Origin of the sequence: Streptosporangium heterodermiicola (assembly GCF_051390675.1) — a bacterium.
Classification (GTDB): Bacteria; Actinomycetota; Actinomycetes; order Streptosporangiales; family Streptosporangiaceae; genus Streptosporangium.
This window is the reverse complement of the sequence record NZ_JBPJSR010000012.1, coordinates 192,537-210,012: the sequence shown is the minus strand read 5'-3', so window position 1 is coordinate 210,012 and position 17,476 is coordinate 192,537. Positions and strand designations below refer to the sequence as shown.

Below are 17,476 nucleotides of genomic sequence, written 5' to 3'. Positions count from 1 at the left end.
CATGTATGTCAGGTAGAGAGGTAACGGGGTGGGTTTCGGGGATTTCGTCCGTAGGCACGCGGCTGATACGCGCCCCCTCGCCATCCCGGCCTACCGGCGGCTCTGGGCCGGTCAGGGCGTGTCGTTCATCGGGTTCCAGCTCACCTCCGTGGCCGTCAGCGCCCAGATCTACGACATCACGGAGTCGTCCTTCTGGGTCGGCATGCTCGGTCCCGCCAACCTGATCCCCCTGGTCGTCTTCGGGCTGTGGGGCGGCGCGATCGCCGACGCGGTCGACCGGCGCAGGCTTCTCATCATCGGCGCGCTGATCGCCTGGTCGGGGACGCTCGCGCTCCTGGTCCAGGCGGCCCTGGGCTCGACGAGCGTCGGCCTGCTGCTGGCGACCGTGGCCGTGCACGCCACCGGGTTCGCCATCACCGGGCCGACCAGGGGCGCGATCATCCCCAGGCTGGTCCCCGCCGGCCTGATCCCCGCGGCCAACACCCTCAACTTCCTGGTGGGCGGCGTCGGCACCGTCATCGGGCCCCTGGTCGGCGGGATCGTGCTCGCGCGGAGCGGCTTCGCCACCGCCTACCTGATCGACGCGGTGCTGTTCGGCGCCGGTTTCTACGCCGCGGTACGGCTGCCGAGGCTCGAACCGGTCGGCGAGGTGACCCGCCCGGGGCTGCGGTCGGTCGTGGACGGCCTGCGCTACGTCTCCGGGCACCCGGTCGTGCTGATGTCGTTCGTCGTCGATCTCATCGCCATGGCGTTCGCGCTGCCCAGGGCGCTGTTCCCGGAGATCGTGGCCGAGCGGTTCGGCGGCTCCCCGATCGCGTTCGGCTGGCTGTCGGCCAGCATCGCCATCGGCTCGGTGCTCGGCGGCCTGCTCTCGGGCTGGGTGGGCCGGGTCCGGCGCCAGGGACTGGCGCTCACGTACGTGATCGCGGCCTGGGGGCTCACCGTCGCCGCGGCCGGGCTCGCGGGACAGCTGTGGGTGATGGTCGCCCTGCTGGCGTTCGGCGGGGCGGCCGACCTGATCTCCGCGGTGTGGCGGCAGACGATCTTGCAGACCCACGCGCCCGACGACATGCGGGGGAGGATGCAGGGGGTCTTCATGGTGGTCGTCGCTGGAGGCCCCAGGCTGGGGGATCTGCGGGCGGGGGCCACCGCCTCGTGGTTCGGCGCCACCGGGGCCTGGGTGGGCGGCGGGATCGCCTGCGCGGCAGCCGTGATCGCGGTGGGGCTGGCCGTCCCGGCCTTCAGAAAATATCGCCCGCTCGCGCGTAGCGTTTGAGCAGCTAGGGAAGGATTTGGCGCCCTCCGGCGTTGCCGTCCTTTGTCATCGCGGGCCGTTCTCCCAATAGGGTCGTCTTCTCAAACTTCCGAGGTCCCGCGTCGCCCTCCCGGGAACACCGCGCGATGGACGTAGCATCGAGAGAGGACGGGAGGAACCTTGACCGCACACGGCCTGATCGACACGACGGAGATGTACCTTCGTACGATCTTCGAGCTGGAGGAGGAGGGCATCGTCCCTCTGCGCGCCCGCATCGCCGAGCGCCTCCAGCAGAGCGGCCCGACCGTAAGCCAGACGGTCGCCAGGATGGAGCGCGACGGCCTGGTCCGCGTCGAGGGCGACCGCCACCTGACCATGACCGACCTGGGGCGCACGCTCGCGACCCGCGTCATGCGCAAGCACCGCCTCGCCGAGTGCCTGCTCACCCAGGTCATCGGGCTGCCCTGGGAAGAGGTGCACGTCGAGGCGTGCCGCTGGGAGCACGTGATGTCCGAATCCGTGGAGGCCAGGCTCGTCGGCCTCCTCAACAATCCCACCGAGGATCCGCACGGCAATCCGATACCGGGGCTTGAGGAGCTCGGCGTCGTCGGCGCTCCCGGCGGGAGGCCGGAGTCACTGCCGTCGATGGCGGCGATGGCCGGACCCAGAGATATACCCGTTGTCGTGCGGCGAATTAGCGAACAAGTGCAAAGCGATCCGGCTGTGATGCTTAAACTCAAGCAAGTTGGGATACAACCCGGACGCGAGGTGACGCTCGCGGCGAGCGACGACGGTGTGCGGGTGACAGGTGACGACGAGTCGGACAATTTTCTTGCGGATCTTCCGCGGGAGATTGCCGCGCACGTTTTCGTCTCCACTCGCTGACCGAGGCCCCTTAGCTCGGTTGGATCCCGTTCGGGAGTCCCTCCGCTCCCAGGCCGAGACTGCAGGAGCAACCGTGGTTCGCTTTGCACACACCCGCCCACGACGGGCGGTCACCGGATGAAGCGGTGGGGGGATGTTTCCCAGGACGCCGCAGACCACCTCACGGCTGGTTCCGTCCTGGATCACGCTGAGATGGCGGTGGTCGTCACCGACAGGTTCAGCAACCTTCTCTACTGGAACCCGTTCGCGGAAAGGCTGTTCGGGCGCCCCGGCACATCGGGGCCCCGTGACCAGTCCCTCTCCCTGGGCATCATGGAGAAGGATCACCCGCTCGCCGTCGAGCTCTCCAAGCACGTCCTCAAGGGCGGCGTCTGGGAGGGCACGTTCGACGTCAGGCGCGGGGACGGGACGATCATCTACGTACGGGCACAGGCCGTGCCGCTGCGGCACCCCTCGGGAGCGGTGACGGGCATCGTCATCACCGCCCGCGAGGCGATGCGCAGCAACGAGCGGGAGAAGGACCGCTTCGGCCTGCTGGAGCGGATCGGCGAGCGCCTCGCCGGATCGCTCTACGTCGAGGAGACGCTCAAGCGCGTCGCCGAGATGCTCGTCCCGCAGTTCGCCGACCACTGCTTCATCGAGCTGATGGAGGAGGGGCGGCTGACCCGCAGGGTCTCCACCCACGTCCAGGGCTGGAGCCCGCCGCCCAACACCTGGGCGCCGCTCGGGGCGGAGATCCGCTATCCGGTGGGTCACTACGCCGAGATCGCGCTGCGCCGCCAGGAGACGATCCTCGTCGAGGACTTCTCCCAGACCAACTATCCCAGCCCGGGTGAGGCCAACACCCGCCTCGCCGCCGAGATCGGCATGACCTCGGCCATCGTCGCGCCGCTGTGCGTGCGCGGCGAGACCCTCGGGCTGATGTACCTGGGGCTGTCCAACCTGACCGACCGGCGCAGCCCGCACTACGACGCCTTCGACCGCGACTTCGTGGGGGCCATCGCCACCCGGGTCGCGCTCGCCGTCGACAACGCCCTGCTCTTCGAGGAGGAGCGGCACACCGCGGAGTCCTTCCAGAAGCACCTGCTGCCCCGCGCGCTGCCGCAGCTCGACGGCCTGGACATCGCGGTCCGCTACTACCCGGCGGCGCCCCTGGCCAGCCACGGGCAGGGCATCCAGACCCAGGTCGGCGGTGACTGGTACGACGTCATCCCGCTGTCGGCGGGCCGGGTCGGCATCGTCATCGGCGACGTCGAGGGCAGGGGAGCCAAGGCCGCGGCGGTAATGGGGCAGCTGCGGGCGGCCCTGCGGGCCTTCGCCCAGGACGACAAGCCGCCCGCGGAGATCCTCGCCAGGCTCGACGAGTGGACCCGCATCATCGCCACCCCCGAGCAGGACGAGAGCGGCACCGACATCAGCGTCCCGCCCATCGTCACCTGCCAGTATCTGGTGTACGACGCCTGGTCGCGGCAGCTGTCGTTCGCCAACGCCGGTCACGCCCCCCCGTTGCTGCTCATCGGCAACACCTGTACCGAGCTCGACATCCACGAGGTCGGCCAGCCGCTGGGGGTGCGGGCCAAGGGCATGCACGCCGACCTGGTCTACAAGGAGGAGACGCGGACGCTGCCCCCCGGGGCCGCGTTGCTCCTCTACACCGACGGGCTCGTCGACCGCCGCCCCATCCGCGACGCCGACGGCAGGCCGCCCAACGTCGAGGAGACGCTGGCGCAGCTCTGCGGCAAGCTCATCGAGATCAGTGACGCCTCCGTCGAGCGCCTCGCCGACGCCGCCACCGTCGCGGTGCCCGGCGAGATCGACGACGACATGGCCATCCTCGTGCTCAGGTCCGCCTCCGAGGACCTCGCCGTCGAGGAGCGCACCTTCCCCGCTCAGCCGATCATGGTCGGGGAGGCGCGCCGGATGGCCTCCGAGGCGTTCGTCGGCTGGAACGTCCCCGAGGAGCGCGCCGAGCTCGCCTGCCTGCTGGTCTCCGAGGTCGTCACCAACGTCGTGCTGCACGCCGCCAGCGCCAGCATCCCGCGCAGGGAGCTGACGATGGACGGCCCTCCGCTGCCGTTCGACGAGTCCTGGGACGTCCCCGGCTTCGAGGACGAGGTCGTCAACGAGAAGGAGTTCACGCTCAGGCTCCGCCGGGGCGGGGAGTCCGTCTGGGTCGAGGTCTTCGACCAGGACCTCCGGCTGCCGCGCATCCGCAGCGCGGGGGAGAACGACGAGGGCGGGCGGGGTCTCTACCTCGTCGACCAGCTCGCCAAGCGCTGGGGTTCCCGCCCCACCAAGGAGGGCAAGGCCGTCTGGTTCGAGATCCCGACCAGGTCGCGCTGAGCCACTCGCGGCAGAGCTGGAACACCTCCCCGATCGGTGGTTGACTCGGGGGCATGGAGCTGGCGTTCGAACGGCGCGGGACAGGTTCCCCGCTGGTCCTGCTGCACGGTATCGGGCATCACTGGCAGGCATGGCTGCCAGTGCTCGACAGGCTCGCCGCCGAGCGGGACGTGATCGCCGTGGACTTCCCCGGTTTCGGCGTCTCGCCGCCGTTGCCGTCCGGCACTCCGTACACGGCCGAGAGCCTGGCGGACGCGATCGAGTCCTTCTTCGCGGTACTCGGCCTGCGCGACCCTCACGTGGCGGGCAACTCCCTGGGCGGTTACGTCGCCCTCGAACTGGCCTCGCGCGGGGCGGTCGGCTCGGCCACCGCGCTCTCCCCGGCCGGGTTCTGGAACCGCAGGGAGCTCGCGTACGCGCGAGCCGTCCTCCGCGCCACCAGGGTCTCCGCCCGCCACCTTCACCCCGGACGGGCCGCCGCCCTCGCGGAAGATCCGCTGGGCCGTGTCCTCTGCGCCGGTGTCATGGTCGCCCACCCGGTGAGGCTCACGCCCGAGGCGCTGCTCGCCGCCCTCCAGGCACTCGGGGACTCCTCCGGTTTCGACGAGACCCTCGCCTCCTTCGCGGGGCTGATGCCTCCCGCGCCGCCGAAGGCGCCGGTCACGATCGCCTGGGGCGAGCACGACCGGCTGCTCCCGCGCCGGCAGGCCATCCGGGCGGCCAGGTGGTCGGGGCAGCGGGTGAAGCTGCTCAAGGGCTGCGGGCACCTGCCGATGACCGACGACCCGGAGCTGGTCGCGAGCGTGCTGCTGGAGGCGTCCCGGTAGGGGTGTGATTTCGCGACGTCCCGGCCCGGTTTCGCGACGTCCCAGGCCGGTTTCGCGACGTCCCGGCCCGGTTTCGCGGCGTCCCAGGCCGGTTTCGCGACGTCCCGGCCCGGTTTCGCGACGTCCCGGCTCGGCGGAGGGGGTCAGCGGATGGTCTGTCCCCAGATGGCGAGCATCGCGATGACGAACGCGACCATGACGCCGAGGTAGGCGACCGGGCCGAACCGGAGGGCGCGGCGCACCCGGTTCAGGCCCCAGGCGAACAGGAACGCCAGGAAGATCAGCAGAATCAGCCCGCTGTCCATCGTCACCACCTCGGGGGAGTCTCCGCTGACCAGTATGCGTCGGCGGAGCCGCCCGTGTGGCCGGTGAACGCAATCCCCGACCCATGGGATCGTTACCTTTCGTGAACAGAACATCGAAGGTAACGCGTGCCCTGCTGGTGGCAGCTCTGGGCGCAGGACTCTCCGCATGTTCGGGCGGGGGCGGCACACCCGGGCCGTCCGGCACGTCGGCGATCGCCACCGTCACGGTGACCGCCACCCCGTCCGCCGCGGCCTCCGCCACCCTCTCCCCGTCTCCCTCCCCGTCCTCTTCCGAGTCTCCTTCGCCCTCCCCGTCCCTGTCCGCTTCCGCTTCCGCGGACGTCGACGCGTCCGCCACGGCGTCGCCGTCCACGAGCGTTCCCGGAGGCCGGGACGTCGACGCCACGGTGAACGGGAAGATCGCCCTGCGCGGGGTGGACGGGATCACCGTGACCTCCGAGAGCGACCAGGAGGTGAAAGCCCTCCTGCTGCCGTTCACGGTCGTGCGCGACGCGCGGGGACTGGTCTGCAAGGAGGGGAGCGCCCCGTACAGCTGCTCGATGGAGCAGCTGCAGAAGGCGATCAAGAAGGGGGGCGCCTTCTTCGCCACAGTGACGATCAAGGACGGGGTGGCCGTCCAGATCGAGGACATCAGCGAGAGGTGACGGCCCCGGCCGACCACCGGGAACCGCCGTCCCGCGGGTGCGTGGACGGCGGTTCCCTGTGGTGGCGTTCCGGAGCCGGTGCGTGTCTCCTCGGCGGGACCGGTGTGTTCCTCGGAGGCCGGAGAAACGGCCGGTTCGGAGGCCGAAGGATCGGCCGACTCAGAGGCCGAAGGATCGGCCGGTTCAGAAGCCGAAGGAGCGGCCGATGATCTCCTTCATGATCTCGGTGGTGCCGCCGTAGATGGTCTGGACGCGGCTGTCGACCCAGGCCTTGGCCACGGGGTACTCCATCATGTAGCCGTAGCCGCCGTGCAGCTGGAGACAGCGGTCGATGACCTTGGTCTGCAGCTCCGTGGTCCACCACTTCGCCTTGGCGGCGTCCACGGCGGTGAGCTCCCCGGCGTTGAGGGCCAGGATGCACCTGTCCACGTAGAGGCGGGCGATGTCCACCTCGGTGTCCAGCTCGGCCAGCACGAACCGGGTGTTCTGGAAGCTGCCGATGTTCCGGCCGAAGGCGGTGCGGCTCTTGCAGTACTCGATGGTCGTCCGCAGGACCGTCTCCGCCGCCGCCACGGCCATCACCGCGATCGACAGGCGCTCCTGCGGCAGGTTGGCCATGAGCTGGAAGAAGCCCTGCCCCTCCTCGGGGCCCAGCAGGTTGGCCGCGGGGACCCTCACGTTGTCGAAGAACAGCTCCGCCGTGTCCTGGGCGTGCATGCCGATCTTCTCCAGGTTGCGACCCCGGCTGAAGCCCTCCATGCCCCGCTCGACGACGAGCAGCGAGATCCCCCGGGCGCCCGCCGCCGGGTCGGTCTTCGCGACCGTGACGACCAGGTCGGAGTTGATGCCGTTGGTGATGAAGGTCTTCTGGCCGTTGACCACGTAGTGGTCGCCCTCGCGTACGGCGGTCGTCCTGATGCCCTGCAGGTCGCTGCCCGCGCCCGGCTCGCTCATCGCGACGGCCGTGATCAGCTCGCCGGAGGTGAACCCGGGCAGCCAGCGGGCCTTCTGCTCGCCGTCGGTGAGGTCCACGAAGTACGGCGCCATCACGTCGTTGTGCAGCGAGTAGCCCAGGCCGGTCGCGCCGATCGCCATGACCTCCTCGACGATCACCGCGTTGTAGCGGAAGTCCGTGATCCCGGCCCCGCCGAACTCCTCGGGCACCCCGAAGCCGAACATCCCGATCTCTCCGGCCTTCTTCCACACCTCGCGGGGGACGATGCCGTCCTTCTCCCACCGGTCGTGGTGGGGCGCCACCTCGCGGGCCAGGAACTCGCGCACGGTCTCACGGAAGAGCTGGTGCTCCTCCTCGAAGAGGTCTCGCTGCATGGTGTGCCTCCTAGGGACTCGTGGCGACGTGCGGTGGACTCGCGGCGGCCTATGACGGCTCGTGACACAGAATACGATTCTGTTACCAGCAGGTACACCCGGACCCGGTGCGTTCGTCGACCTGTGGAGGTATGCGGAGGTACATCCAGATCACAAGTGCGCCACGGTCTTCGGATCCACCCACGATCTCGCTGCGGTGAAGATGGTAGAAACCGTACGATCTACCCTCGGTGTGCTATGGGTATGCCCGTTGACGGCAGCCTTCGTGATCGGAGTGTGTGGTGGTTCGGTGGCGATCTGGGCTCCGTAGGTCTCTCGCGGTGTCAGCCCTGTGCCTTTTCGGCGGTGCGCTGGTCGCGCTGCCCACCGGTGCGTCCGGTGCCAGCAATGCCGAACTCGTGGTCGACTACAGCTGTACGGGGGGTATCGCCCTCGGCAGCAGCGTGGTGAACCTCCGGACCAAGGTGTCGATCCCGACCACGCTCACGGTCGGGCAGCCGCTCAACATCGGCTGGGCCCTCAACTACAAGAACGGCGACCCGGCCAGGTTCGGCTCCCCGGGCTACTTCGGCCCCGGGGGCAAGGTCTTCGTCACCGGGAACGTGCAGCTCTCCGGGAGCTGGGTCGGTGTCCTCCAGCCGAAGGGCGTCGTCGACCAGCCGGGCAAGCTGCAGCCGGGAAAGATCCTGAAGCTCCCCGACGGGATCTCCGACTCCGCCCACCTCGCCCAGGCGGGCACGGTCAACGTCAGCCCCCGGAAGCTGTTCGTGGACTTCATGCCTCCGGCCGGTGAGGTCGTGGTCAACAACGACGACCCCCAGGTGGGCTACCACGCGGCAGGCGACTGGTACGAGCTGAACGACCAGCCGCTGAGCATCGGCGACTACGGCCGCGACCTGCACCGTACGGACAGGGTCAACTCCTTCGCCACCTTCACGTTCACCGGCACCGGGATCGAGTACGTCGCCCGGCGCAGCACGGAGGCGGGGCAGGTCGGATTCAAGATCGACGGCCAGGACGCCACGCCGTCCTCCATCGACGCCTCGAAGAACCCCGACGGCACGCCGACGAACGCCGCGCACCAGGGCGGGCTCACGCTGTGGAGGTTCAACGGCCTCAAGTACGGCGAGCACACCATCCAGGTCACGAACCTGGAGGCCGGAAAGTTCGCGCAGGTCGACGCCTTCCGGGTGATCACGAGGGAGCTGGCGAACCCTCCGGCCGACTATCGGGCCACGTGCTCGCTCGTCAGCGCGCCGGTCTCGGTGAACGTCACCATCTCCGAGGCGGGCGGGTCTCCCTCGCCCACGGTCAGCCCGACGGTCACCCCTACCGTCACCCCCACGGTCACCCCCACCTTCACTCCCACGATCACCCCCACCCCCACCCCCACGATCACCCCGAGCGCGACCGGTGGCCAGAACAACCAGTCGGGCGGGTCGAACAGCACCACCAGGAGCACGACCACCTCGACACCCAAGCCGACCCTGACCGTGACCGCCACCGTCACCCCCACCAGGCCCACCCCCACCGCGCCACAGGTGATCATCACGCCCAGCGGCGGGGCACAGACCGGTGAGGCTCCGGAGGGAGGCTCCGGGCTGGGGCTTCTCGGCGCGGGCACGGCGATGGTGACGGGCAGCGCGCTGGGCGGTGTGGTCTTGATGAGGCGGCGGGCGGCGCACGCGCGCGGCCCGCGGGACAGCTGAAGGAGGCGCCGGATGTACCAAGGACCCGTGCAGGGTGGTCCCCCCGACCCCTACCAGGGGCGGGGCCCGGCTCCCAAGCCCAAGGGGAGCATGCTGATGGCCGGCCTCCTCGTGGCCGGGTCACTCGGCGGGGTGGCCGTGATCATGGCGGGTCTGCTCGCGTACCTCACTCCGGCGCTGGAGTCCGACGCGCCGTACGGCCCGCCCGTGCCGCAGGCTGCGGACGGCAATGTCCAGATCCAGGAGGTCCCGGCCGCCGGTCAGCAGCCCATGGGGGTGACGCCGTCCTCGGTGGGGCCGGGTGGGCTGGACGCTCCTCTGACGGCCGCCGCGCCCACGGCGGCGCCGCCGCTGCCGGTGGTCATGCCTCCGGAGCCGTTGAAGAGCGACGGGGTGACGCCGCGTCGGCTGGCCATCCCGAAGATCGGCGTGCTGGCCCCGCTGATGGCGCTCAGCGTCGACTCCAAGCGGGAGATCCAGACGCCCCCGCTGAGCAGGCCCAACCAGGCGGGCTGGTACAAGCACGGCCCGATTCCCGGCCAGCAGGGGCCCTCGGTGGTTCTCGGACACGTGAACACCAAGAACGGCGCCGCCGTCTTCAGCCGGCTGAAGGAGATCAAGCGCGGGGACAAGATCAAGGTCTCCCGGTCGGACGGGACCGTCGCGGAGTTCACGGTCGACGGGGTGGAGCAGGTCAGCAAGGCGGCCTTCCCGTCGAAGCGGGTCTACGGCAACACCGGTGAGGCGACCCTGCGGCTGATCACCTGCGGTGGCGTCTACAACAGCAGGACCCGTCACTACACCGACAACATCATCGTCTACGCGACCCTGTCGAAGACCCGTCGCGTCTGACCGCACTGCGCCGTACCGTCTGACCGCACTGCCCGGCCCGTGAGCCGGGCGCGGTGGGTCGTACCCCGCGCCGGGTACGGTGCTCGCCGAATCCGCAGGTCACGGCACATTCGCCGCCCTTCTCCGATCGTTAGCCTCCCCGGCAATCCGGGTAGGGAGTTGTTCAACAGGAGACATCCCCCCGAACGAGCAGAAGGCGGGGGTGTGCCCAGGTGAGCATCGTGCGGGCCGGGGTCGTAGCCGTACTCATAGGGGTGGCCGCTCTCGGCGCGGTCCAGCACTCGAAGTCGGGGAACGATCGATCCGCGGGCTGGGGCGCCAAGCGTCCCGCGCACTCGGCGCCGAAGCACGCCGGGGGCTGGACGACCAAGAACTGGGGCAACGGGGGACGGACGGCCGAGCGCTCGGAGACGAGGATCGAGCGCAGGGGAAACTGGGGACTCGGGCGGCCGAGACATTCGAACGGCGGGCGGCACAGGGCCAGGGAGGCCCGGCGGGATCCGGGGTGGGGACGCCACGGGAACCGCGGGTTCTGGCGGCGGGATCCGGGCGGCGAGCGCGGGAGGTTCGGGCGCCCCGGTGGCCGGGACTCCGAGCGGCGAGGCTCGGACGCCGGGAGCGGTGATCCCTGGGACCGTGAGCGGCCGGGGGATCCGGCGTTCGAGCGGTATGAGGGGAACAGGCCGGGAGAGCGCGGTGACGGGTGGGAGCCCGGACGCTCGCGGGACCGGGAGTTCGGACGGCCGGAGGATTCGAGGTTCGGGCGCTACGAGGAGGATTACGGGTTCAGGCGGGGAAGTCCGGGTGGCGAGCGCGGCGAGGGGTGGGGGTTCGGGCGCCCCGGGAACCGGGAGTTCGGGCGGAGAGGTCCGGAGACCGGATGGTACGGGGGCCACAGGTTCGGACGGCACGGGGCCGACGCCCGGCGCCACCGGGACCGGGAGTCCGCACGGCCGGCGTGGGCCAGGAACGGCGTACGACACCATCGTCACCGGTACGGATACCGGCACGGACACAGACATGGGCACGGGCACGGCCGCTCGGGCGAGGGGCGGGGCGGGCGGGGTGAGCGCGGGTGGTGATTCCGAGGCGCTCCGCCCGTTGACCCGGGTTTCCCTTTTCCACGCGTACTTTCCCACGCGTAAGAGTGGGCGATCGATCGCCCACTCTTTTTTGTGATCGTTTTTGTGATCGGGCCACACCGTGCCGCATCTACGGAAATGCCCCAGGAGACGGTCATGTGGTGTTATCTCAGTCAGAATCGCTTCTGATCGTTAATCGCATGTCCGGTCCGGGTATAGCCGTTTATGCGAATGTGTCTCCCCCGCTGATCCGGAGCGAGGGGTGTACACAGGTGAGCAAGGCGCGGGCCGGTGTGCTGGCCGTACTCATAGGGATCGCCGCGGTCGGCGCCCTCCACCACGCCGACTCGACGGGCACGCGATCCGTGAGGCCCGCGGACGAACGATCCGGTGACTCGACGGGGCGGTACGCGGGTTCCACGGACGGACGCTCCGCGAGCTCCATCACCCGGCATTTCGCGAACCCCGAGGCCCGGCACTTCGGCCGCCAGGAGGTCACGCCGATCGTCATCGCACACCGCGGGGCCAGCGCGTTCCGGCCCGAGCACACGCTTCTCGCCTACACGGTCGCCATCTCGATGGGCACCGACTACATCGAGCCCGATCTCGTCTCGACCAAGGACCACGTGCTGGTCGCCCGGCACGAGAACGAGCTCTCGGCGACCACCGACGTCGCCCGGCACCCCGAGTTCGCCGACCGCAGGACGTCCAAAATCATCAACGGGCTCCGGCACACCGGCTGGTTCACCGAGGACTTCACCCTGGAGGAACTGCGTACCCTCCGCGCCAGGGAGCGTTTCCCCAGGGAACGGCGGGACAACACCGCGTACGACGGGACGGAGCGCATCCCGACGCTCGACGAGGTGGTCCAGCTCGCGCAGGAGCACGGGGTGGGCGTCTACGCCGAGACCAAGTTCCCCACCTACTTCGCCTCGATCGGGCTGCCACTGGAGGAGCCGCTGCTGGAGACCTTCGCGCGGTACGGGTGGGACGACGAGCGGGATCCGGCCTTCATCCAGTCCTTCGAGACCGGGAACCTCAAGCGGCTGCGTCCCCTCACGCGGCTGCGGCTCATCCAGTTCGTCGGCGCGACCGGCGCCCCGTACGACCTCGCGAGCGCCGGTGACCCCCTCACCTACGACGACATGGTCACCCCGGAGGGGCTGCGGGAGATCGCCAGGTACGCCGACGGCATCGGGGTGGTCACCAAGCGGATCGGCCCCGGCGATCCCGGGGGGCTCGACGGGAGGCCGGTGACGCCGGTCGAGCTCGTCAGGAACGCCCAGCAGGCAGGGCTCCTGGTCCACGCCACCACGGTTCGCAAGATCGCCGCGCGGCTCCGGGCGGACCTCAGGGGCGAGGCCTCCGGCGGGCGTGCCACCGAACAGGTGAAGAGGTGGCTGAAGCGCCTGTGCAGGCTCAACGTGGACGGGGTGATCGCCGACGACCCCGGCCTGGCACGCGCCGTACGGGATCAGCTCCGCGCCGGAGGCTGAACGCCTCAAGCCCCGCCGGGTAGCGCTGGGGACCGGCGCGCGCCGGCCGGGGTCGCGGGGCGTGGACGTCCACCACCTGGGCATACGCCGCGTGGGCGGTCGCCCGGTCCCGGCTGCCCGGGAACCCCGGACTACCATGGACCTGTGAACAGTTCATCTCCCTTCCGGGACGTCGATCCCGAGGTTCTCGCGACGCGGGCCTCCTCGTTCGGCAGCCAGGCGGAGGCGTACGCGCGGGAGCGGCCCGACTACCCCGACGCCGCCGTGCTGTGGGCCCTGGAGCCGGTACGCGGCCGCGAACCGCTGCGCGTCCTCGACCTGGCGGCGGGGACCGGGAAACTGACCACCGTGCTGTCGCGGTACGTCGCCGACGTCGTCGCGGTGGAACCCGACCCGGCCATGCTCGGCGAGCTCCGCCGCCTGCTGCCCGGCGCCCGGGCGATGGCGGGTACGGCGGAGGAGATCCCGCTGCCGGACGGGTCGGCCGACGCGATCCTCGTCGGGCAGGCACTGCACTGGTTCGACCTCGATCGGGCACTGCCCGAGATGGTGCGGGTGCTGGCCCCCGGCGGGGTGCTGGCGGGCCTGTGGAACCTCGACGACGACGAGGTTCCCTGGGTGAACGACCTGAAGGAGGTCTCGAAGAGCCCGGTGTCGTTCCGCCGGTGGCGGCCCGAGTCGATCCTCAGGGAGGGGCCGCTCTTCCCGGTGATCGAGTACACCCGGTTCCCGCACAGCCAGCGCCGTACCGTGGAGTCGATGGTGGCGACGATCCGCACGCACTCGCACGTGCTGACCCTCTCCGAGGCCGAGCGGACCGAGCTGACGGACCGGGTCACCGGTTACCTGCGCTCCATCCCCGAGACCGCGGGCGGCGAGTTCGATCTCCCGATCACCACCGTCACGGTCCGCGCCGTCCGCCCGGCCTGAGCGGAGCAGGACTGAGCTGGGCGAAGGTGGTTCGTTCAACCGGCGCGCGTCGCCGCCCGTACCCGCTCAAGGGTGATCGGCAGGTCGCGCTGCCGGGAGCCGGTCGCGTGGAAGACGGCGTTGGCGATCGCCGCGGCGGTGCCGACGATCCCTATCTCGCCGATGCCCTTGGCGCCGACCGGGTTGAGCTCGTCGTCCCGCTCGTCGATCCAGTCGGCCTCGATCGCGGGGACGTCGGCGTTCGCCGCGATGTGGTACCCGGCCAGGTCGTCGTTGACGAAGTCGCCGAACCGGGGGTCCACCTCCAGGGCCTCGTGCAGGGCCATGGAGATCCCCATCGTCATGCCGCCGAGGAACTGCGAGCGCGCCGTCCTGGCGTTGATGATCCGGCCGGCCGCGAAGATCCCCAGCAGCCGGTCGACCCGGACCTGCCCGCTGTCGAGGTTCACCCTGACCTCGGCGAACTGCGCCCCGAACGAGTGGCGTGAGAAACGCTTCCACACGGCGAGATCCTCGGCGGTGTCCGCCCGTGCCCCCAGGCCCTCCGGGGGGACCAGCCCCGACCGCTCGTCGAGATCCTTGACCAGCGCCCGGCAGGCCTTGCTCACCGCCCAGCTCCAGGAGGCGGTGCCCATGGACCCCCCGGCGAGCGCCGCGGGCCCGAAGACGCTACGGCCGATCCTGACCGTCACCCGGTCCATCGGCACGCCGAGCTCGTCCGCGGCCACCTGGGTGAGCGCGGTGCGGGCGCCGGTGCCGATGTCGACCGCGGCGATCTCGACCACGAACCTGCCCGTGGGCTCGGCGTAGGCGGCCGCGGTGGACGCCCTGGTGTGGACGGGGTAGGTCGACGCCGCGACGCCGGTCCCGACGAGCCACCGGCCGTCCTCGCGGACGCCCGGCGTGGGGTCGCGCCCGGCCCAGCCGAAGCGCGCCGCCCCCTCGCGCAGGCAGGCGACCAGGTTGCGGCTGCTGAACGGGAGCCCCGACTCGGGATCGGCCGAGGGCTCGTTGACGATCCGCAGCTCGACGGGGTCCATCCCGAGGGCGTACGCCAGCTCGTCCATCGCCGACTCCAGGGCGAACATCCCAGGGGCCTCACCCGGAGCACGCATCCACGAAGGGCTCGGCACGTCCAGCCGCAGGAGCCGGTGGGCGGTGTGGCTGTTGGGCGTCGCGTACATCATGCGGCTGGGCGAGGCCGTCTGCTCGGTGAACTCGACGAGCTTCGAGCTCTGCTGGAGCGCGTCGTGCCACACCGCGGTCAGCCTGCCGTCGCGCTCGGCCCCCAGGCGTACGCGCTGCACGGTGGGCGTCCGGTAGCTGACGAGCGCGAACATCTGCTGCCGGGTCATCGCCACCTTGACCGGTCGCCTGACGGCGCGGGCGGCCAGCGCCGCCAGCACGGTCGGCGGGCGGATCGTGCCCTTTGACCCGAAACCGCCGCCGACGTGGTCCGCGACGATGCTCACCGCGCTCTCAGGAAGGCCGAACAGCCGGGCGATCGCGGTCGCCGACATCCACGGGGCCTGGTCGGCGTTGTAGAGCGTCAGGGTCTCGCCCTCCCAGAACGCGATCGTGGCGTGCGGTTCCATCGGGCTGGCGTGCTCGGCCGGGGTCGTGTAGGCGGCGTCCACGCCGACCGGCGCCGCCGCCAGGGCGCGCTCGACGTCACCCCAGCCGACCGTCCCCGTGAGGTCCGGGTTGACCTTCTCCGGGAAGGAGATCCGCGGGTTGCCCGGATCCAGGACGACGTCGTACTCCTCCTCCTCGTAGTCCACGCGCACCGCCGACGCCGCCTCGCCGGCGCCCTCCAGGGTGGTCGCGACCACGGCCGCGACGATCTGCCCCCGGTAGGCGACGTCGGCCGACTGCAGGACGGCCAGCTCGGCGTCCTGCACGGGACGCAGCCGGGAGACGTTGCCGCTGTCCAGCACGGCGATCACCCCCGGCAGGGCCAGCGCGGCGGCGCCGTCGACGGAGCGCACCCGCCCCCGGACGATCGTGGACTGCACCGGCCAGACGTAGACGGCGTCCGGTACGGGGTACTCGTACGCGTAGCGGGCCGCGCCGGTGACCTTGTCGCGTCCCTCGATCCTGACCGGTGCCCCGCCCACCACCTTGTCGAGCGTGGTCATCCTCGCTCCTCCCACGTGAAGTCGTTCCCGGTGAATCCGGCGGGCCCCGTGGACCCCGCCGGCCGCGTGAGATCGCGGACGCTCGCCGCGATCAGGTCGCCGGCCAGCCCTATCTTGAACTCGTTCCTGGGGAGGGGCCGCGCCGACGCGAACTCCGCCTCCGCGGCCGCCAGCAGCAGCGCCCTGGTCGGCCGGTGGCCGGTCAGCATGCCCTCGGCCTGCCGGGCCCGCCACGGCACGGGGGCCACCGCGCCCAGCGCCAGCCGGACCTCCCGCAGCGAACCGTCGGCCTCCGTCGCGACCACCGCCGCGACCGAGACCACCGCGAACGCGTAGGACCAGCGGTCGCGGACCTTGCGGTACAGCATCGCCGCGCCGTCCGGGGGCGGGGGCAGCTCGATCCCGGTGATCAGGTCGCCGGGCTCCAGCACCGTCTCCCGGTCCGGGGTGTCGCCGGGCAGCAGGTAGAAGCGGGAGAGCGGGACCGCCCGCTCCTCGCCTCCCGCGAGCCTGATGTGCACCACGGCGTCGAGGGCGGCCATCGCCACCGCCATGTCGGAGGGGTTGGTGGCCACGCAGGAGTCCGAGGTGCCGATCACCCCCAGGTCGCGGTGGTCGCCGCCGATCGCCGGGCAGCCGGTGCCCGGCTCGCGCTTGTTGCACGGCTTGGTGACGTCCTGGAAGTACAGGCAGCGCGTGCGCTGCAGCAGGTTCCCGCCGGTGGTGGCCATCGACCGCAGCTGCCCGGAGGCCCCGGCCAGCACCGCCTGGGAGAGCGCGGGAAAACGTTCCCTGATGCCCAGGTCACCGGACAGGTCGCTGTTGCGGACCATCGAGCCGATGAGCACGCTCCCGTCGGCCCGGTGCTCGATCCGGTCGTACGGCAGCCCGGTGACGTCCACCAGCCTCGCCGGGCTGGCCACGCCGAGCTTCATCAGGTCCACGAGGTTGGTGCCGCCGGCCAGGAACATCGCGTCGGTGCCGTCGAGGACGGCGGTGGCGGCGGTGCCGGGGTCGGTGGCGCGCTCGTAGGCGAAGGGCTTCATCGCGCGCCCCCGGGATTCCGGCCGGCGAGAACGCCCCCACCGGCCGCGTCGAGGACGGCCTCGACGATTCCGGCGTACGCCCCGCAGCGGCAGAGGTTGCCGCTCATCCGCTCGCGGACCTCCTCGGCGTCCAGGGCGCCGCTGGAGGCGACGCCCGCCGCGACGTCCTGGGTGACATGGCTCGGCCAGCCCCGTTCCGCCTCGTCGAGCGCGCCGATGGCCGAGCAGATCTGGCCCGGAGTGCAGTAGCCGCACTGGAAGCCGTCGTGATCGAGGAACGCCTGCTGGAGGGGGTGCAGATCGGTCGTGTCAGCCAGGCCGGCCACCCCCTCGATGGTGACGATCTCCTGCCCGGCGGCCGTGACCGCGAGTGTCAGGCAACTGTTCACCCGGCGGCCGTCCAGCAGGACCGTGCACGCCCCGCACTGCCCGTGGTCGCACCCCTTCTTCGTCCCGGTCAGCCCGAGATGCTCCCGTAGCGCGTCCAGGAGGGTCACCCGGTTGTCCAGGGAGACGGGGTGGTCGGCACCGTTGATGCGCAGCGTGATTTCGCTGCTGAACGTTTCGACTGCCATGCGTTTATCCTGTCAATTCCCCGACGATGGGGGGATTTC

14 protein-coding genes are annotated in these 17,476 nt (G+C 70.8%); 9 read left to right on the top strand and 5 right to left on the bottom strand.

The features are described from left to right. The first annotated feature begins 28 nt into the window (after positions 1–28). The 4 genes from ACSC1Q_RS25770 (at position 29) to ACSC1Q_RS25755 (ending at position 5,310) form a co-directional block, all read left to right on the top strand. The gene (locus ACSC1Q_RS25770) at positions 29–1,276 is read left to right on the top strand and encodes an MFS transporter (RefSeq protein WP_436761253.1); all 1,248 of its coding nucleotides are present in this window, start codon (positions 29–31) and stop codon (positions 1,274–1,276) included. 159 nt (positions 1,277–1,435) lie between these two features. Beyond that, positions 1,436–2,140 carry an iron-dependent transcriptional repressor DtxR gene (locus tag ACSC1Q_RS25765; RefSeq protein WP_436761252.1) on the top strand — a complete coding sequence of 235 codons (705 nt, stop codon included), beginning with the start codon at positions 1,436–1,438 and terminating at the stop codon, positions 2,138–2,140. 117 nt (positions 2,141–2,257) lie between these two features. Continuing rightward, positions 2,258–4,483, top strand: a complete 2,226-nt coding sequence (locus ACSC1Q_RS25760) for an ATP-binding SpoIIE family protein phosphatase (RefSeq protein ID WP_436761251.1) — start codon at positions 2,258–2,260, stop codon at positions 4,481–4,483. A 53-nt stretch (positions 4,484–4,536) separates the two neighbouring features. After that, positions 4,537–5,310 carry an alpha/beta fold hydrolase gene (locus tag ACSC1Q_RS25755; protein WP_436761250.1) on the top strand — a complete coding sequence of 258 codons (774 nt, stop codon included), beginning with the start codon at positions 4,537–4,539 and terminating at the stop codon, positions 5,308–5,310. 143 nt (positions 5,311–5,453) lie between these two features. On the opposite strand, the gene ACSC1Q_RS25750 is transcribed toward ACSC1Q_RS25755, so the two are convergent. After that, on the bottom strand, positions 5,454–5,615 hold the full coding sequence (locus ACSC1Q_RS25750; RefSeq protein WP_436761249.1) for a hypothetical protein: 162 nt from the start codon (positions 5,613–5,615) through the stop codon (positions 5,454–5,456). A gap of 101 nt (positions 5,616–5,716) precedes the next feature. Between ACSC1Q_RS25750 and ACSC1Q_RS25745 the strand changes: the two genes are divergently transcribed. Next, complete coding sequence (locus ACSC1Q_RS25745; protein WP_436761248.1) at positions 5,717–6,280, top strand: hypothetical protein; 564 nt, start codon at positions 5,717–5,719, stop codon at positions 6,278–6,280. Positions 6,281–6,463: 183 nt separating this feature from the next. Here ACSC1Q_RS25745 and ACSC1Q_RS25740 read toward each other — a convergent pair whose 3' ends face one another. After that, positions 6,464–7,609 carry an acyl-CoA dehydrogenase family protein gene (locus tag ACSC1Q_RS25740; RefSeq protein WP_436761247.1) on the bottom strand — a complete coding sequence of 382 codons (1,146 nt, stop codon included), beginning with the start codon at positions 7,607–7,609 and terminating at the stop codon, positions 6,464–6,466. A gap of 320 nt (positions 7,610–7,929) precedes the next feature. Between ACSC1Q_RS25740 and ACSC1Q_RS25735 the strand changes: the two genes are divergently transcribed. The 4 genes from ACSC1Q_RS25735 to ACSC1Q_RS25720 all read left to right on the top strand — a co-directional run bounded on the left by ACSC1Q_RS25735 (position 7,930) and on the right by ACSC1Q_RS25720 (position 13,678). Then, a complete protein-coding gene (locus ACSC1Q_RS25735; protein WP_436761246.1) occupies positions 7,930–9,318 on the top strand; it encodes a hypothetical protein in 1,389 nt (462 codons plus the stop codon). Between the two features lie 12 nt (positions 9,319–9,330). Next, positions 9,331–10,170, top strand: coding sequence for a class F sortase (locus ACSC1Q_RS25730; protein ID WP_436761245.1), 840 nt, complete (start codon positions 9,331–9,333; stop codon positions 10,168–10,170). A 1,354-nt stretch (positions 10,171–11,524) separates the two neighbouring features. Continuing rightward, positions 11,525–12,748 carry a glycerophosphodiester phosphodiesterase family protein gene (locus ACSC1Q_RS25725; protein ID WP_436761244.1) on the top strand — a complete coding sequence of 408 codons (1,224 nt, stop codon included), beginning with the start codon at positions 11,525–11,527 and terminating at the stop codon, positions 12,746–12,748. Positions 12,749–12,892: 144 nt separating this feature from the next. Continuing rightward, the gene (locus ACSC1Q_RS25720; protein ID WP_436761243.1) at positions 12,893–13,678 is read left to right on the top strand and encodes a class I SAM-dependent methyltransferase; all 786 of its coding nucleotides are present in this window, start codon (positions 12,893–12,895) and stop codon (positions 13,676–13,678) included. 35 nt (positions 13,679–13,713) lie between these two features. On the opposite strand, the gene ACSC1Q_RS25715 is transcribed toward ACSC1Q_RS25720, so the two are convergent. The 3 genes from ACSC1Q_RS25715 to ACSC1Q_RS25705 are packed head-to-tail and all read right to left on the bottom strand — an operon-like array spanning position 13,714 to position 17,437. Beyond that, a complete protein-coding gene (locus tag ACSC1Q_RS25715) occupies positions 13,714–15,816 on the bottom strand; it encodes a xanthine dehydrogenase family protein molybdopterin-binding subunit (protein WP_436761242.1) in 2,103 nt (700 codons plus the stop codon). Beyond that, on the bottom strand, positions 15,813–16,862 hold the full coding sequence (locus ACSC1Q_RS25710) for an FAD binding domain-containing protein (RefSeq protein ID WP_436761241.1): 1,050 nt from the start codon (positions 16,860–16,862) through the stop codon (positions 15,813–15,815). The genes ACSC1Q_RS25715 and ACSC1Q_RS25710 overlap by 4 nt, the downstream gene beginning before the upstream one ends. Then, positions 16,859–17,437 (bottom strand): 2Fe-2S iron-sulfur cluster-binding protein, encoded by a 579-nt coding sequence (locus ACSC1Q_RS25705; protein WP_436761240.1) that lies wholly within the window; start codon positions 17,435–17,437, stop codon positions 16,859–16,861. The genes ACSC1Q_RS25710 and ACSC1Q_RS25705 overlap by 4 nt, the downstream gene beginning before the upstream one ends. Between the last annotated feature and the right edge of the window lie 39 nt (positions 17,438–17,476).

Excerpts from the sequence above, each read along its gene's own strand:
- ACSC1Q_RS25760 (WP_436761251.1), top strand. The coding sequence starts at position 2,258 with ATGAAGCGGTGGGGGGATGTTTCCCAGGACGCCGCAGACCACCTCACG.
- ACSC1Q_RS25755 (WP_436761250.1), top strand. The coding sequence starts at position 4,537 with ATGGAGCTGGCGTTCGAACGGCGCGGGACAGGTTCCCCGCTGGTCCTG.
- ACSC1Q_RS25750 (WP_436761249.1), bottom strand. The coding sequence starts at position 5,615 with ATGGACAGCGGGCTGATTCTGCTGATCTTCCTGGCGTTCCTGTTCGCC.
- ACSC1Q_RS25740 (WP_436761247.1), bottom strand. The coding sequence starts at position 7,609 with ATGCAGCGAGACCTCTTCGAGGAGGAGCACCAGCTCTTCCGTGAGACC.
- ACSC1Q_RS25730 (WP_436761245.1), top strand. The coding sequence starts at position 9,331 with ATGTACCAAGGACCCGTGCAGGGTGGTCCCCCCGACCCCTACCAGGGG.
- ACSC1Q_RS25715 (WP_436761242.1), bottom strand. The coding sequence starts at position 15,816 with ATGACCACGCTCGACAAGGTGGTGGGCGGGGCACCGGTCAGGATCGAG.
- ACSC1Q_RS25710 (WP_436761241.1), bottom strand. The coding sequence starts at position 16,862 with ATGAAGCCCTTCGCCTACGAGCGCGCCACCGACCCCGGCACCGCCGCC.
- ACSC1Q_RS25705 (WP_436761240.1), bottom strand. The coding sequence starts at position 17,437 with ATGGCAGTCGAAACGTTCAGCAGCGAAATCACGCTGCGCATCAACGGT.